We start from the raw sequence: 15492 nt of genomic DNA on the forward strand, positions 1-15492 counted from the left end.
TTGGATTATTTATTTGCTTCTGCCTGCTCATGTTTTTGAATCAGATCTGCTGTCAGCTGGCCGGACAGTGTCACCATCGGTACACCGCCGCCGGGATGCGTGGATCCTCCGGCAAAATACAGATTGTCATATATTCTGCTTTTCGCCGGCACTTTAAATCCGCCGTTCACTTTTTGATCAGAGGCTACGCCGTAAATGGAGCCTCCATTAGCGCCATAGAGTTCTTCAAGGCCTTCCGGAGTGAAGCGGTATTCAAACTCGATCGACTCCCGCAGGCCACCCAGTCCGTTCCGCTCTAATTTATTCAAAATTGTCTCCTGGTATTTGTCCCAGTCAAAGGATTTTTTCTGCCTGGCATCCATCGGAGGTACATGCGTCAGGACGAACAGATTGTCTTTTCCCTCCGGTGCCTGGGTTTCATCCGACCGGGCGGAGATACCAATATACACTGTCGGGTCATCCGCCGGAACCTTTTCTTCGAATACCTGCTTAAATTCAAGCTCAGGATCCTCTGAGAAAAAGAAATTGTGGTGGTGCAGACCGTCGAATTTTTTATTTACCCCGAGCAGCAGCACGACGCCGGAAACGGTGGGAATAAACGTTTTGCTTAGTTTTTTGGATTCTTTTTTTGCCTTCGTTTCCGGAGGAGCAATCGTATTGTAGGCAGGGATGGCTTCAAGGTTCGAAACGACAACATCCGCCTCATACCTGTTTCCGTCCTCCGTTTCCACACCAGTCACCCTGTCGTTTTCCACAAGCAGCTGGCTGACCGGGCTGTTCAGATGAATATCAACCCGGAGCTCCTGCATCAGGCGTTCCATGCCCTCGGCAATTTTGTACATGCCGCCCTTCACATAGTGGATGCCGAGCCCAAGCTGAACATAGACGAGCTGGTTTAAAATAGCTGGCGCTGCGTACGGATTGGATCCGACATACATAATGAAAAAGTTGAACATCTGCTCGAGATATTTATTGTCAAACTGTTTATGCGTCGCTTTGGCCACCGTATTCAACGGATCCATCTTCATTAAGTCGCCCAAAGTGTGGTGGCTTTTTAAATCCTTTAAGTCTTCAATGCTGTATTTATAAAAGCTTTTCATGCATAATTCATACATTTCTTCGGTATAGGATAAAAATTCCGTAATTTTACGGCTCGGCTGATCTGTTACTTTCGCTGCCTCTTCAATCATACCGGGCAGATCGCTCGTCACATTCAGCGATGTCCCGTCCTCGAAAAATGTCTTCCACTGCGGCTCGACCCGTTCTACCTGTATGTAGTCATCAAGGTAACGGTTCGCGCTGTGGAACAGCTGTTCAAGCACCCAGGGCATTGTCAGAATAGACGGCCCGGTATCAAAGGTGAATCCCTTCCCGCTGCGACGATTTAATTTACCGCCAAGATTTTCATTTTTCTCCAGTAATGTTACCTCATAGCCATCGGTCTGCAGCCGGATCGCTGCGGACATGCCTCCAAGGCCTCCGCCAATGACAATTGCTTTTTTCTTCAAATAGCACACCTCCGTGAATTAGTACAAAAATGGGATCAAACGGTTTCTTTGCCGGCACCATAAACGATACGTATCGCCGTGCGTCTGGCGCAGCATTTCTTCTTCAATGCGGATACGGTAAAGAAGTGCCGGCACCATGACTCCTGTACTTATGACTGCTGCTCCGGGGCTATTCATGAATAAGCAAAAGCCAAGTACAATAAAAAACAAAGCGGTATACAGCGGATGGCACAAACGACGGTACGGCCCGCTGCTTACCAGGCGGTCCCCGTTTCTGACAGAAACGTCTCTGCTGAACTGGTCCCGCAAATGGAGAATTCCCCAATACCGCAGGGCAATGCCGGCTCCGTAAAGACAAAGGCCGGCAGCCTGCAGCCAAACTGATGAGAGACTAAGAAAACCAGTCTCGCCAAATACTACTGCGGTCCCCACCGACAGAATGATGGCCGCAAGTATCCATCGGAACGAGCGGCGCTCAGTACGCTCCGGTTCCTTTGAAGGAGCCTTCCGTCTGAATAAAAAAAATTCGGCGATCCAGAAGAAGGTAACAACCACAAATATTGTATCAATCAACACCATGGTTTTACCTTCTCCCTTCACGCCTCGTTTCTTTTTACACTCGTTACCATTTCCCCCTTCTTGGCTGCTGCTAAACCAAATGCCCCTTCCTGTTTGTTCTTTACTTTACGCCTTCACCGTTTTTTTAGTTACCGGCTTTGCTTTCATCAAAAGATCCACAATATGCACCGTGTCAATTTCTTCTTCAAGACCTTCCCGCTGCACGCCCAGTTTCATCTGAAGCATGCAGCCTGGATTGGTCGTAACAATTCCTTCCGGACACTGCCGCTTAACGTCTTTCATTTTCACATCCAGAATATCCATCGCATCCTCGTGCTGCGTAATATTGTAGATCCCCGCTGAACCACAGCAGAAATCAGGCCGGTCGAGCTCTTGAAGCGTTACCCCCGGCACGGAGCGGATCAGCTGCAGCGGCGGTTCTTTTACCTTCTGAACATTTGTCATATGGCAGGAAGGCTGATACGTATAGGTTTCCTCGACCCTTTCGGTAAATTCCAGACCGTCAAGCTCCACCAGTACTTCCGTAATGTCTCTAACCTTATCGGAGAACGCTTTCGCCCGCTGCTCCCACTCCGGATCACCGGCAAACAGCTCTCCGTATTTATGCAGCTGGGCCCCGCACCCTCCGGCATTGTTTACGATATAGTCAACCGGCTTCTCCTCAAACGCCTGTATATTTTCCTTGGCAAGCTCTACGGCTTCAGGCTCTTTGCCTGCATGGGCATGCAGCGCTCCGCAGCAGGTCTGCGTCTTCGGCAGCTGCACCTCTGCTCCGGAAAGCCGGAGCAGTTCCATCGTTTTTTCGTTCTGTCTAAAAAATACACTGTCCATCACACATCCGGTGAAAAAAGCAACTACTGCTCTTGGGGGCCCGTCCGGATGCAGGCGATTTTTCCTCGCATGTCTCTCTTTCGGCGAAGGGACAGGAGGCAGAACCTGCTCGAATTTACCGAGATGAAGCGGCGCTGCAGACATTACATTCAGCCCCCGGGCTGCTTTTTGCAGACCGCTCATCTGATACAGCCACGTGGCATTTCCAAGCTGGTTCATCCATGCTGCAGAAGGGAAGAATGAGTGAAACAAAAAGTGCTCGGTTTTTTGCTGTACGAACGTTTTTTCTTCATATTCATCAATTACATGCTTTGCACTTTCAAACAGCTGTCCGTACTGTACATCTGTCGGGCAGACAGTCGTACATGCCATGCATCCCAGGCATTTGTCGATCGGCTGTTTTAAATCCTCCACTGACGCTTTCCCTTCTGCGACCATTTTAATTAAATTAATACGGCCGCGCGGGGAGTGGGTCTCCCGCTCCATCGTTTCATAGGTCGGGCACACAGGAAGACAGTAGCCGCACTGTACACAGTCAAAGGTCAAATCGTAGCGCAGCATGTCTTTGAGTGTATCAGCCATCACGCAGCACCAGCTTCTGCCCTTTTTCTGCGAAGATTTTCCCCGGATTCATAATGTTGTTAGGGTCCCAGGCGTCTTTGATCCGTTTAAGCATCGATACTCCCACCTCTCCCATTTCCTGTTCCATAAAGGGGGCTTTCATCGTGCCGATCCCGTGTTCTCCGGAAAGCGTGCCGCCGATCTCCAGGGCTGCTTCGAAAATTTCCGCGACCGCTTTTTCAGCGCGGATCATTTCTTCTTCATCCCGCTGGTCACACATAATATCCGGATGCAGATTGCCGTCCCCGATATGCCCGAATACGACGAGCTCCACCTGATACGCCTCCTTGATTTGCTTCAGCCGATCCATCATTTCCGGAATCCGGCTTCTCGGCACCGTAGCATCTTCAGAAATTTTCGTCGGTTTGATCGTCGCAATGGCCGGCGACACAAGTTTTCTTGCACTCCAAAGCTTCTGTGCTTCTTCGTCGCTTTCCGCTGTAATGATTGGGTCCGCCTGCAGCTCCTCGAGAATTTGTTTCACCTGTTCGGCTTCTAATTTAATTGTCTCCGGATGTCCATCGAGTTCGATCAAAAGCAGTGCTTCCGAGGAAGTGGGAAGGCCTGACGGGCGGTACCGCTCAACGGCTTCAATACAGGCCCGATCCATAAATTCCATTTTTGCCGGAAGCACTCCGGAAGTGAGCGTTTTGGAGATAGCTTTCCCGGCTGTCGCCATGTCTGTAAAGGCAGCCATCATCGTTTGTACGGCCGGAGGCTTGGGGACCAGCTTGAGCGTCGCTTTTGTAATTACGCCAAGCGTCCCTTCGGAGCCGACAAGCAGCTTCGTTAAATCGTAACCGGTTACATTTTTAATCGTTCGCCCGCCAGTATGCATGACGTCTCCCTCGGGGGTAACAATTTCAAGACCGATCACAAAATCCTTGGTTACGCCGTACTTCAGCCCTCTTGGCCCTCCGGAATTTTCGGCCAGATTCCCGCCAATCGTTGAGACGTGGGCACTGCTTGGGTCAGGCGGATACATTAAACCGTGATTTTCAGCGGCTGCATGAATATCAGCTGTCAGCACACTCGGCGTGACGACTGCGATTAAGTCATCAGCGAAAACGTTAATTTCCCGGGGCCATTGAGCCATGTCCAGCAGTATTCCTCCCTTAACCGGCAGCGGACCTCCGCTCAGACAGGTGCCCTGCCCTCTGGGCGTTACGGCCAAGCTGAACTGATTGGCGATTTTCATGATTGTCTGTACTTCTTCTGTCGTTTTGGGCTGTACGACCACTTCCGGCAGATGCTCGCCAAAAGAAGCATCAAAGCTGTAGCTGTATCGGTCGGCAAGCTCTGTAAACACTCGTTTATCACTTAAAAGAGCGCGCAGTTTTTCTTCCCATTCGTGCAATAAAAGCAGCTCCTTTCTCCCTTCTCTTTAACAACTTATCATTATCGTACTCCCCCGTCCGAATGAATGCAATATTCTGGCAAAAGAAGGCCGGAGCTGCCCGCAGACAGCCTCCAGCCTTCACAGCTTCCCGTTTAAAAACTGGGCTTCTCCCAGCCCGAAGCTCCAATCCGCTTCTGTGTTATCAGTGATTGACACCATTACGTCTTCCGGATCGATAGAACAGCGCTCCTGCAGGTTATTGGCAATTTTTTTATACAACTGTTTTTTCTGCTCTGCTGTACGTGTTTTACTGATCACTTGAATAACCACAATATTATTTGTCCGTTCAAAGCCGAGCCCGGTATCTTCGATATACATTTCGTACAGCTTATGCTGATTAATTATCTGATAGCGGTCCCGTTCCGGAACTTCAAAGCTTTCTACCACGGCATCATGTATGGCGTCTGCGAGCAGCTTTAATTCCTCCTCCGTGCGCCCCTCGATAACATCCATTCGTATTAACGGCATCGTACCCCTCCTTCAGGAAATTTCATTCTATTTTGGCTTCAGAAGCTTTGCCTGCGCTGCCAAAAATATTCATATGCTTTAAAACGTTTGCATTGGCTCACTTCACCTCGCTCTGATGCAGGTCAAAATGGTTTTGCCAGACTCTCTTCGAGATGCACGTATCGTTTCCCTGCACCGTTATCTTATTGAATGTCGATGCTCATTTTTTCATTTGTACAAATAATACCGCTTTCATAAAATCAAAAAAATATAGTTAAGCGCTTAACTAATTATAAACATATTCCACTGGCGTTTCAATACTTCCCTGCATATAAAAAGACTCCGAAGGAGATCTCCGGAGTCCAGGCATTATTCTCTTGCCGATTTGTTAATGTCGTCATCCATGTTTCCGGTAGATCCGATCGTTGGAAGATCGCTGTCGCTGTACTTGGAAGCATCGGTAGCGCTCTGATACTCTTTTGTTTTCGTATCATCATTGTCGTCAGAGCCTGAAACTTCGTCTTTAGCTTCTTTTACCTGGCTGCCGGCTTCTTTTAATTCCTCTCCGGCATCCCTGGCCGTGTCGCCTACACCTTTCAACTCTTCACCAGCTTCTTTCGCTGTCGATACCACTTCTTCTGAGTCGTCCTTCACTTTTTGCACCTGGGCGATCAGATCTTTGCCGTAATTATTGTATACCTCCTGAAGCTGGGTGCCGATTGTTTTTGCCAGCTCTGTAGCGTTCTGGATACGTTCCATGAAGTCATCCTTATTCACTGCATCGCTGTTTTTGGCATTTTCCTTGTACTGACTGGCCGTTTCTTTTGCTTCTGAAGATTTTTCCTTCACCGTGTCACGGGCTGAACGATTTAGAAATACTGCCCCGATCCCTGCAATAATTACAGAAGCTATAATAATTGGTAATTTGCTGTTTTGCTGCTCTGTCATATGTTTCTCCCCTTTATTCTCAGTATCCTTCGTAATAGAACCTATCTACCCCTTACCTTTATCTTTTCTTTAGTAAACGTGAATTTATACGAAAATGTACACTTATTCATACGCTCTGAGAAATGTTTAGCTTTTGGTTACAGGTGAAATATAAATGAGTGTGCTGAAATTACAAAGGAGTGACGTTTAAATGGCAATGAATCGTGTAACACTTGGAAAATCTGAAGTCACTGTAAACCCTCTTGGCCTCGGAACCAACGCAGTAGGTGGCCATAATATTTATCCCGACATGCTCGATGAAGAGCAGGGAAAGGCGTTGACCGCTACTGCCATCGATAACGGCGTGGATCTCCTGGATACAGCTTTTATTTACGGACCGCGCCGTTCAGAAGAACTCGTCGGTGAAGTAATAAAAGAAAAAAACGCCCGTGAAAAGGTTGTTATCGCTACGAAAGCAGCCCACAAATTTCTAGATAACGGGGACACTGTAATGGATAACTCTCCGGAATTTTTAAAGCAATCCGTAGATGACGCACTCCGCCGCCTTCAAACGGATTATATTGATTTGTTTTATATTCATTTTCCGGATGAAGACACACCGAAGGATGAAGCAGTCGGCGCTCTGCAGGAAATGAAGGAAGCCGGAAAAATCCGTTCCATCGGCGTATCAAATTTCACTCTGGACCAGCTGAAGGAAGCAAATAAGAACGGATATGTGGACGTAGTACAGTCCGAATATAATCTGTTGAACCGTGAAGTGGAAAAAGACATTCTTCCATACACTGCAGAAAATAACATCACCTTCGTTCCTTATTTTCCACTTGAATCCGGACTGTTGGCCGGAAAATATGATGAAAACACGACATTTAACGATCTCCGTGCCCAAAAGCCTAATTTCCAGGGAGAGACCTTCAAAGAAAATCTCCGTAAAGTTAATGAAGTGAAAAAAATCGCTGAGCAAAAAGGCGAGGAAACAGCCCATATCGTTCTCGCCTGGTATTTGCATCAGCCTTCGGTTGACGTTTTGATTCCGGGAGCCAAAAGCTCTGATCAAGTAGTTAATAACCTGAAAACCTCCGATGTGGAACTGACGAAAGAAGAAGTAGAACAAATCAGCAGCATTTTTTCCTAAAAACAGAAAAGAAGCTGGAGCCAACATGGCTTCAGCTTCTTTTTTATCAGGAAAGCTCTTCGAGAGTTGATTCTCCGGCAACTCCATCTGTCCTTAATCCTTCATACTTCTGGAAAGCTTTCACCGACGAGGTGGTGACTGAACCGTAAACCCCGTCTGTTTTCCCACTGTGAAACCCTTCCTGCTGGAGAGCTTCCTGAAGCTCCTCCACCTCTTCTCCCCGGTCTCCTGGATGCAGCGTTTCGCTCCCCAGAGAGGCATTGGCCTGTGCAGGTACGAATAATAATAAAGCAGCGAGCATGAACGCTGATATTCCTCTTTTCATTACAATCCCACGCTTTCTATCGTCTGATCCCATTTTATTGTAAGCAAGGGGAGCGGATAGAACAATGGCTATTACAGAGTTGTAAACAATACGTAACTCTCTGTTCATACGTGTAATTTTATAAACCTTCCCTGCCGGACTGAATAAGAGCACACCGTTTCTGCTGAACGGTGTGCTCTAAGTATAATTTAGAAGCTCCCGGCCCCGAGGTAGCGCGGTGCCCAGTATGAATTACTCATGCTGCTGATAGTGACGCCCGTCGAGGATCCTGCGTGAATGAATTGATTATTTCCAATATATATTCCATTGTGCGAGGCTCCCGCTCTGTACGTGGTGAAAAATACCATATCCCCCACCTCTGGGCTTGATACCTTTTTACTCACAGCGTACTGCTGGGCCACCGTACGCGGAAGACTCGTGCCATGCTGCCTGTATACATACTGGGTGAACCCACTGCAGTCGAACCCTCTTGTCGTCGTGCCTCCCCATACATACGGCACGCCTATAAACTGTTTCGCTGTACTTATCAGTCCCGATACACTGCCTGAAGAGCCTGAACTCACTTTGTCCGGAGAGGAGCTCGTGCCGCTTTTCAACGAAGAATCGCTTAATGCTTTCCATGTATTAGAACCAACGATGCCATCAGCGCTCAAACCAGCTGCCCTCTGCAGAGCCTTCACTGCCCCTGCTGTCTGCGGACCAAACTGGCCGTCCGCTGCGCCTGAAAGAAACCCTTTGCTTTTAAGCGTCTGCTGCATGCTTTTCACATTACTGCCCGTATCTCCCTGCCGGAGCGTTCCAGTTCCGGTTTCCGAAGAGGAAGTATCCGGCTTGGCAGTGCCTGAATCATTCGTACTGCCTGAGGATTTAAAGCTGCTTAACGCTTTGAACGTATTAGGGCCGGCTACACCGTCAACGCCGATCCCGGCTGCCTTTTGAAACGCAATGACTGAAGACTTCGTGACCGGGCCAAACTCTCCGTCGAGCGATCCAGTATGAAAACCTTTACTTTTCAGTTGTGCCTGTAGATCCCGGACATCGCTTCCTGAAGCACCTGCCTTTAATACACTTGAAGATGAACTGGAGGCACTGCCAGTATCTTTCGGGCTTTTTTCGGGCGAAACTTGTTTTTTGTTTAAACTCATTTTGGAAAATGTATTCGATCCGGCTATACCATCAGAGGTAATACCCACTGAACGCTGAAAGGCCTGCACAGACCCTGCGGTCGCCGGTCCGTATATCCCATCCACTGCCCCGTTGTGATAGCCATTTCCCTTTAACCAGTCCTGCAGTTCTTTAACCTCCGAACCCGTTGAGCCCTGACGTAGTGTTTGATCACCTAACGCAGCGTCTGCTGCAGTCGGAGCTGCAAAAACTACTGTTGCCGCAGCAACAATTGCTGCTGGATATGCATATTTTTTCATACATTTTCGCTATAAACTTTCGTACCGCTGCTCTGAATAAGCGCAATGCGAAAAGCCCGAGCGAATCCACCCCCTATTTGATCATGTGCTGCGATGCCTGACTCTACTGTTGTGTATAAAGCAGTATATAAGTGCCAGGGGGCATAGACAATATACTCAATACATTTGTATTAAAACTGTAACATTGGGATAAATAATCATAATATGGAAATTAAGAGTGTCTTTAGTATTAAAATACGTTAACTATCAAGGATTTTCGCGATTAATATGCTGTGTATCCTCATTTGAATCATTATTAAATGCCTATTAGTTAATTCCTATTTTGCTTTTTCTGATGTTAAATATTCTTCCACTGCTTTTACTACCTCTTCCGTAGAAGCCTCGCCTCCAAGATCCTTCGTAACCGTTCCCTCTTTGATGACATATTCTATAGCGTTCATTAATGTTTGCGCCGCCGTGCTTTCTCCAAGATGCTCAAGCATCATTTGAGCCGTCCACAGCTGGCCGATCGGATTTGCCAGTCCCTGCCCTTCAATATCCGGGGCAGAGCCATGCACCGGCTCAAACATGGATGGATATTTCCCGTTTATATTAATATTGGCAGCCGGAGCAATGCCAATGCTCCCCATCAAAGCGGCACCGATATCTGTCAAAATATCTCCGAACAAATTGCTGCCGACAACAACATCCATCGTCTCCGGCTTGGTAACAAAGGCTGCTGCCAGAGCATCAATGTGCTCTGCCCTGGTTTTTATTTCAGGATGACTTTCCTTCACTTCTTTAAACACTTCATCCCAAAATGGCATCGAAAACACAATCCCATTGGATTTCGTTGCAGAGGTCACGTGGCTGCCGCGATCTTTTGCCAGCTGAAAGGCATACTCCATGGCTGCTTTTACTGCCTTTTTGGAAAATACGTTGTTTTGAATTGCAATTTCGTCTTCTCCTCTGTACATTCGTCCCCCGACTTCGCTGTACTCACCCTCGCTGTTTTCTCTGACAACCATTAGATTGAACTGGTTCGGATTAGCAAGCGGAGAAGCAAGCCCTTCAAACTGGCGGGACGGCCGTACATTGATCTGCTGCTCAAAGCCACGGCGGATGTTAATTAAAAGCCCCCATAGAGAAATATGGTCCGGGACGAGATCCGGATGACCGACCGCTCCTAAAAATACGGCGTCAAAGCCTTCAAGCTGCTCCAGGCCATCCTCCGGCATCATTCTTCCATGCTCAATATAGTAATCGCAGCTCCAGGGAAATTCTGTGACACGAAGCTCAAAGTCTCCCTGCACTCTTTCAAGCGTTCTCAACACTCTCCATGCAGCCGGTACAACTTCTTTGCCTATTCCATCTCCTGCAATTGACGCAATCGTATATGTATTCATTTCTTCATCTCCTTTGTATTGTATGCACTTTCATTTTTCCATTTATTTATACGTTTGTCATCTTTTCTTTCTCTAAGATACTTAATGTTACTTTTTCACTTGCTCAGGCAGTTGTAAAAGTTTAGATTAAACAAATAATGATCGTAATTATCATTATAAAAAAATAATTGACAAAAATGAACATATAAAGCAGAATCTTAACTACATTGTGTTCATTTCAATCATAAGAGGTGTTAAAAATGAACATAGATGAAAGAAGAAACAAGATTGAAACCGTAGTGCAGGATCAGGGAAAAGTTGATATTGATTCTTTAGTTCAGAAATTAAAAGTTTCGCCAATGACTATTCGCAGAGATTTAATGTTTCTTGAGAAAAATGAAAGATTAATACGTACACACGGTGGAGCTGTAGCAGCAAAGGGGCTAACCAATGAAACTCCTTACATGAATAAAGAAAACCAACATGCTGCAGCCAAAAAATCTATATCCCTAGAGGCAGCTGATCTCGTGCCTGAAAACAGTACGATCATTCTAGACTCTGGAACAACAACATTAGAATTAGCAAGGCAATTGAATGACAGAAACGATATTACTGTTATCACGAATGATATATATATAGCAGCAGAATTAACCACCAGCTCTGTTAATGTCATCGTGAGCGGAGGAGAACTGCAGCCACACGTCGGCGCAATGTTTGGTTCCCACACCCAGGAGCTGTTACGTTCTGTCCATGTTGACCTTTTTTTCCTGGGGGCACATGCTGTAGATCCTGTTTACGGGGTAACTGCTCCTACGCTTGAAAAAGCTTATATTAAGAGGTTGATGAATCAGGTAGCTGAAAAAACCTGGTTAATAGCTGACGCCAGTAAATTCAATCAAAAAGTATTTGCCACCGCTTGTTCTTTACAAGATCTTCAGGGAATTGTTACGGACAGTTCTTTGGATACAAAGGCTGAAGCTGAATACCATGAAACCATTATTCGTGCTGATGTTTAGAAAGTAGGTCATGACAATGAGAATTGGAGTAATCGCAGATGATTTAACAGGAGCTAATGCTACTGGAGTAAGAATGAGCAAAGAGGGAATTCAGACTGCTACTGTTGTTCAGGGAACACTTTTCCCTTTCCAGGCAGAAAATGATGCTTTAGTTGTTGATACAGACAGCAGATATTCTTCTGGTGCACTAGCACAAAAACGTGTGCGTGATTCTATCAATGACTTAACCCAATGGGGGGCTGATTTGTTCTGTAAACGTATCGACAGCACAATGAGGGGCAATATTGGAGCTGAACTGGAGGCCCTCCTTGATCAACTTGGGGAGTCTGCACGTATCATAGTTGCCCCTTCCTTTCCTGATTCAGGACGTATCGTTATTGGCGGTTATTTGTTAGTGAATGATGTGCCACTGGAACAAACAGACGTAGCGCAGGATCCGGTATATCCTATTAACCAGTCTTGCGTTCCTCCACTCATTTCACAGCAGACCAAATATTCCGTAGCTTCTCTTTCACTCAGTGATGTTTTACAAGATCAAAAGCACATCGCCCGTAAAATGAGAGATCTGTGTAAAGATGCGCAAATCATTGTTTGTGATGCCACTACAAATGAACAAATTGAAAATATCGGAGAGGCCATGCAAGCGATTAAAGAATATCAGTTTGTGGCAGCAGATCCCGGGCCGCTGACTGCAGCTTATTCAAAAGCAGTTTTGCATAGCACTCGGCCTAATAAAAGAATTATTCTAACCATTGGAAGTGCTACTCAATTGACAGGACAACAGCTAAATTATGCCCTCGAAAAAACTGGAGCGGATCCAATATATGCTGATCCCATGAAGTTGGCCAGCTACTCTTCTACGTGGGAGGAGGAAATTGAACGAGTTACAAAACAAAGCGTTCGTTCAAACGACACCTTACTAATCGTGACCACTCATCACCCAGGACATGCTTTGATTGATTTGAAATCTAAAGCTTTGGAGGAAAACACTTCTGAAGATGCATTAGCTAAACGAATTACTGATGCTTTAGGGAAAATAACCAGGCAGATTATCGAAAATGCAGATAGTCCAATCAAAGGCTGTTTTTCAAGTGGCGGAGATGTAACCGCCTCATTGTGCGCTATTTCGAGAGCAGAAGCCATTGAATTAGAGGAAGAAGTATTACCACTCGCTGCTTTTGGAAGAATTAAGGGAGGTTATTTTGATTCTCTACCTTTAATTACAAAGGGAGGACTTGTGGGCGATAAAAAAGCAATATTTGAATGTATTCAGTATTTACGCGCAAAAATATAATTTTAAAAAGGAGAATGAAAATAATGAATAAACAACCGATCATAGCTGTTCCTATGGGAGACCCTGCAGGCATTGGCCCAGAAATCACCATTGGCGCTCTTACAAAACAAGAAGTATTTGAGGCCGGGAAGTCAATAGTTATAGGAGACGCAAAAATCCTAAAAAAAGCTGCTGAACAATTAAATATCACGGTTACTATTAACGCTGTTCCAAGTGTTGAAGAAGCTGTATTTACTTTCGGCACGATAGATGTGATTGATTTAAACAATGTAGACTTTTCAACTTTTGAACACGGAGTAGTACAAAAGCAATGTGGCCAAGCTTCCTTTGAATATATTCAGAAAGCCGTAGAACTTGCAAATACGGGAAAAGCAGATGTTATTGCTACTACACCTATTAACAAAGAATCTTTAAAAGCTGCTGAAGTACCATACATTGGCCACACAGAGATGCTGGCCGGGATGACTAATACTGATGACCCTTTAACAATGTTTGAAGTACGTAACATGAGAATTTTCTTCTTAACCCGGCATTTATCCTTAAAAGACGCTATTGGACAGATGACTAAAGAAAGAGTTAAAGACTATTTAATCCGCTGTGATGCCGCATTACAAAAGTTGGGCGTGGATAAAAGAAAATTTGCAGTCGCAGGATTAAATCCACACAGCGGTGAAAATGGATTGTTTGGTTACGAAGAAGTAGATGAAATTACTCCAGGAATTAAACTAGCTAACGAACAAGGGATTGAAGCAGTAGGTCCTGTACCAGCTGACTCTGTTTTCCATCAAGCTCTCCAAGGTAAATACGATGCTGTTTTATCTCTTTATCACGATCAAGGCCATATTGCAGCTAAAATGACTGACTTTGAACGGACTATCTCTATTACTAATGGACTTCCTTTCCTTAGAACCTCTGTAGATCATGGCACCGCTTTTGATATAGCAGGAAAAGGCATTGCTAGTTCTGTGAGTATGGAAGAGTGCATTAAGTTAGCTGCCAAATATGCTCCACATTTTGTGGAAGAACAGGAAGTTTAAAGAGAGTAATTTTAGAAGGGAGAGAGAATTATGGAAGCTGGCGGTCAGATGATTTTCGGTTTAATTTTAGGGGTTTTCGCATTAATATTATTAGTGCTTAAAACAAAAATACACCCCTTTGTTGCTCTCCTTATAGCTGCTTCCATCACCGGACTCGTCGGGGGCATGCCTGCCCCTGATGTAGTTACAGCGATTACCGAAGGCTTCGGAAGTACTTTAAGTACTATTGGTATCGTTATAGGTCTCGGGGTCATGATGGGACGTATCTTAGAAGTCTCAGGAGCCGCTGAACGTATGGCTTATACTTTAGTAAAAATGCTTGGTAAGAAAAAAGAAGACTGGGCTATGGCAGTAGCCGGATATATAGTTTCTATTCCTATCTTTGTTGATTCGGCCTTTGTTATTTTAGCTCCTTTAGTGAAAGCGCTATCTAGAAATACTGGCAAATCTGTTATTACTCTCGGTGTAGCGCTCGCTATAGGATTATCTGCTACCCACCATGCCGTACCTCCTACCCCAGGACCGTTGGGAGTTGCCGGAATTTTCGGCGTCGATATTGGTGTAATGATTTTATGGGGACTTATTTTCGGTATCCCGATTATCATTGTTGGTGTCTTTTACGCCCGTTGGCTAGGTGAAAGAATTCATCAGCTGCCAACTGAAGATGGTTTAGGCTTTTATCGCCCAGACAAAATTGAATCGTTAAATGATTTTTATCAGCTGCAGGAAGAGAAAGATCTCCCATCTCTCTTGCGCTCTACGGCTCCGATTTTTATACCTATTTTGCTTATTTTTATGAATACAAGTGTAAGCGCTACCGGAATCGAAGGTGGGGTTTTTGATTACTTAATTTTTATAGGTAACCCCGTTATTGCAGTGGCAATAGGTTTAATTATTGCTATATACGGCCTGTTTGGTAATGCTTCGCAAACTGAAACTATTGATCGTATGGAAGAAGGTATTAAATCTGCAGGCATCATTCTTCTTGTAACAGGTGCCGGCGGCGCCCTCGGGGAAGTTCTGCGCCAGGGCGGCGGTGGCGATTACATTGCTGAAGCTATCGCTGGTACTGGATTGCCATTAGTTTTACTCCCTTTTTTCATCGCTACAGTCGTACGTTTAATTCAAGGAAGCGGTACCGTTTCAATGATTACTGCCGCCTCTATTTCAGCTCCTATTATCGCCGGAGCCGATATCAATTTAGCATTAGCTGCACAAGCCGCTACTCTTGGAGCGTTAATTTTTTCCTATTTTAATGACAGTTTATTCTGGGTAGTAAACCGGATGCTTGGCATAACAGATGTCAAAGAACAATTACTGGTTTGGTCCGTGCCTACTACACTTGTCTGGTTCACTTCCTTCCTCATGCTTTTAGTGGCAAATGCCTTCTTTGGATAAAAATAAACTCATAAGCTCTCTGCGTGTGTTCCGGATATTATCCCGGCGCCGCAAAGCTGCTTGTGAGTTTTTTTGCAATAATCATTTAACTATTTTGGCTCAACACCAAAATATGTTCTTGATAAAAAGAAATGAAAAAACATCTGCCCCTCTGTTATGTTGAGAGTAC

At 45.4% G+C, this 15492-nt stretch carries 14 protein-coding genes; 5 read left to right on the forward strand and 9 right to left on the reverse strand.

Features of this window, described 5'->3' with window-relative positions; genetic code table 11:
• Nucleotides 1–5: 5 nt before the first annotated feature.
• The 6 genes from ACTTK7_RS07820 to ACTTK7_RS07845 all read right to left on the reverse strand — a co-directional run bounded on the left by ACTTK7_RS07820 (nucleotide 6) and on the right by ACTTK7_RS07845 (nucleotide 6333).
• Nucleotides 6–1508: a phytoene desaturase family protein gene (locus ACTTK7_RS07820; protein WP_462867205.1), complete on the reverse strand. Its 1503-nt coding sequence runs from the start codon at nucleotides 1506–1508 to the stop codon at nucleotides 6–8.
• Nucleotides 1509–1526: 18 nt separating this feature from the next.
• Nucleotides 1527–2087 carry a methyltransferase family protein gene (locus tag ACTTK7_RS07825; protein WP_462867207.1) on the reverse strand — a complete coding sequence of 187 codons (561 nt, stop codon included), beginning with the start codon at nucleotides 2085–2087 and terminating at the stop codon, nucleotides 1527–1529.
• Between the two features lie 105 nt (nucleotides 2088–2192).
• Nucleotides 2193–3500, reverse strand: a complete 1308-nt coding sequence (locus ACTTK7_RS07830) for a (Fe-S)-binding protein (RefSeq protein ID WP_462867209.1) — start codon at nucleotides 3498–3500, stop codon at nucleotides 2193–2195.
• Entirely contained in the window at nucleotides 3493–4896 is a 1404-nt protein-coding gene (locus tag ACTTK7_RS07835; RefSeq protein WP_462867211.1) for an FAD-binding oxidoreductase, read from the reverse strand. The genes ACTTK7_RS07830 and ACTTK7_RS07835 overlap by 8 nt, the downstream gene beginning before the upstream one ends.
• A gap of 120 nt (nucleotides 4897–5016) precedes the next feature.
• Entirely contained in the window at nucleotides 5017–5406 is a 390-nt protein-coding gene (locus ACTTK7_RS07840) for a tautomerase family protein (protein WP_462867212.1), read from the reverse strand.
• A 348-nt stretch (nucleotides 5407–5754) separates the two neighbouring features.
• Nucleotides 5755–6333 (reverse strand): hypothetical protein, encoded by a 579-nt coding sequence (locus tag ACTTK7_RS07845; protein WP_462867214.1) that lies wholly within the window; start codon nucleotides 6331–6333, stop codon nucleotides 5755–5757.
• 196 nt (nucleotides 6334–6529) lie between these two features.
• Between ACTTK7_RS07845 and ACTTK7_RS07850 the strand changes: the two genes are divergently transcribed.
• Nucleotides 6530–7465: an aldo/keto reductase gene (locus ACTTK7_RS07850; protein ID WP_462867228.1), complete on the forward strand. Its 936-nt coding sequence runs from the start codon at nucleotides 6530–6532 to the stop codon at nucleotides 7463–7465.
• 46 nt (nucleotides 7466–7511) lie between these two features.
• On the opposite strand, the gene ACTTK7_RS07855 is transcribed toward ACTTK7_RS07850, so the two are convergent.
• The 3 genes from ACTTK7_RS07855 to ACTTK7_RS07865 all read right to left on the reverse strand — a co-directional run bounded on the left by ACTTK7_RS07855 (nucleotide 7512) and on the right by ACTTK7_RS07865 (nucleotide 10599).
• Nucleotides 7512–7790 (reverse strand): peptidoglycan-binding domain-containing protein, encoded by a 279-nt coding sequence (locus ACTTK7_RS07855; protein ID WP_462867216.1) that lies wholly within the window; start codon nucleotides 7788–7790, stop codon nucleotides 7512–7514.
• A gap of 188 nt (nucleotides 7791–7978) precedes the next feature.
• Complete coding sequence (locus ACTTK7_RS07860) at nucleotides 7979–9214, reverse strand: C40 family peptidase (RefSeq protein WP_462867217.1); 1236 nt, start codon at nucleotides 9212–9214, stop codon at nucleotides 7979–7981.
• Nucleotides 9215–9531: 317 nt separating this feature from the next.
• Nucleotides 9532–10599: a tartrate dehydrogenase gene (locus tag ACTTK7_RS07865; RefSeq protein ID WP_462867219.1), complete on the reverse strand. Its 1068-nt coding sequence runs from the start codon at nucleotides 10597–10599 to the stop codon at nucleotides 9532–9534.
• A gap of 239 nt (nucleotides 10600–10838) precedes the next feature.
• On the opposite strand from ACTTK7_RS07865, the gene ACTTK7_RS07870 reads away from it, so the two are divergent.
• The 4 genes from ACTTK7_RS07870 to ACTTK7_RS07885 are packed head-to-tail and all read left to right on the forward strand — an operon-like array spanning nucleotide 10839 to nucleotide 15323.
• Nucleotides 10839–11594, forward strand: coding sequence for a DeoR/GlpR family DNA-binding transcription regulator (locus ACTTK7_RS07870; protein ID WP_462867221.1), 756 nt, complete (start codon nucleotides 10839–10841; stop codon nucleotides 11592–11594).
• Between the two features lie 16 nt (nucleotides 11595–11610).
• A complete protein-coding gene (locus ACTTK7_RS07875) occupies nucleotides 11611–12888 on the forward strand; it encodes a four-carbon acid sugar kinase family protein (RefSeq protein WP_462867222.1) in 1278 nt (425 codons plus the stop codon).
• Between the two features lie 23 nt (nucleotides 12889–12911).
• Complete coding sequence (gene pdxA / locus ACTTK7_RS07880; RefSeq protein ID WP_462867224.1) at nucleotides 12912–13925, forward strand: 4-hydroxythreonine-4-phosphate dehydrogenase PdxA; 1014 nt, start codon at nucleotides 12912–12914, stop codon at nucleotides 13923–13925.
• A 30-nt stretch (nucleotides 13926–13955) separates the two neighbouring features.
• Entirely contained in the window at nucleotides 13956–15323 is a 1368-nt protein-coding gene (locus ACTTK7_RS07885; RefSeq protein WP_462867225.1) for a GntP family permease, read from the forward strand.
• The last annotated feature ends 169 nt before the right edge of the window (nucleotides 15324–15492 follow it).

Source organism: Marinococcus tarijensis, assembly GCF_054971385.1.

What these genes read in the sequence shown, in the direction of transcription:
- ACTTK7_RS07850 (WP_462867228.1), top strand. Translation starts at nt 6,530, where the DNA reads ATGAATCGTGTAACACTTGGAAAATCTGAAGTCACTGTAAACCCTCTT.
- ACTTK7_RS07840 (WP_462867212.1), bottom strand. Translation starts at nt 5,406, where the DNA reads ATGCCGTTAATACGAATGGATGTTATCGAGGGGCGCACGGAGGAGGAA.
- ACTTK7_RS07845 (WP_462867214.1), bottom strand. Translation starts at nt 6,333, where the DNA reads ATGACAGAGCAGCAAAACAGCAAATTACCAATTATTATAGCTTCTGTA.
- ACTTK7_RS07825 (WP_462867207.1), bottom strand. Translation starts at nt 2,087, where the DNA reads ATGGTGTTGATTGATACAATATTTGTGGTTGTTACCTTCTTCTGGATC.
- pdxA (WP_462867224.1), top strand. Translation starts at nt 12,912, where the DNA reads ATGAATAAACAACCGATCATAGCTGTTCCTATGGGAGACCCTGCAGGC.
- ACTTK7_RS07855 (WP_462867216.1), bottom strand. Translation starts at nt 7,790, where the DNA reads ATGAAAAGAGGAATATCAGCGTTCATGCTCGCTGCTTTATTATTATTC.
- ACTTK7_RS07865 (WP_462867219.1), bottom strand. Translation starts at nt 10,599, where the DNA reads ATGAATACATATACGATTGCGTCAATTGCAGGAGATGGAATAGGCAAA.
- ACTTK7_RS07870 (WP_462867221.1), top strand. Translation starts at nt 10,839, where the DNA reads ATGAACATAGATGAAAGAAGAAACAAGATTGAAACCGTAGTGCAGGAT.
- ACTTK7_RS07875 (WP_462867222.1), top strand. Translation starts at nt 11,611, where the DNA reads ATGAGAATTGGAGTAATCGCAGATGATTTAACAGGAGCTAATGCTACT.
- ACTTK7_RS07885 (WP_462867225.1), top strand. Translation starts at nt 13,956, where the DNA reads ATGGAAGCTGGCGGTCAGATGATTTTCGGTTTAATTTTAGGGGTTTTC.
- ACTTK7_RS07860 (WP_462867217.1), bottom strand. Translation starts at nt 9,214, where the DNA reads ATGAAAAAATATGCATATCCAGCAGCAATTGTTGCTGCGGCAACAGTA.
- ACTTK7_RS07830 (WP_462867209.1), bottom strand. Translation starts at nt 3,500, where the DNA reads ATGGCTGATACACTCAAAGACATGCTGCGCTACGATTTGACCTTTGAC.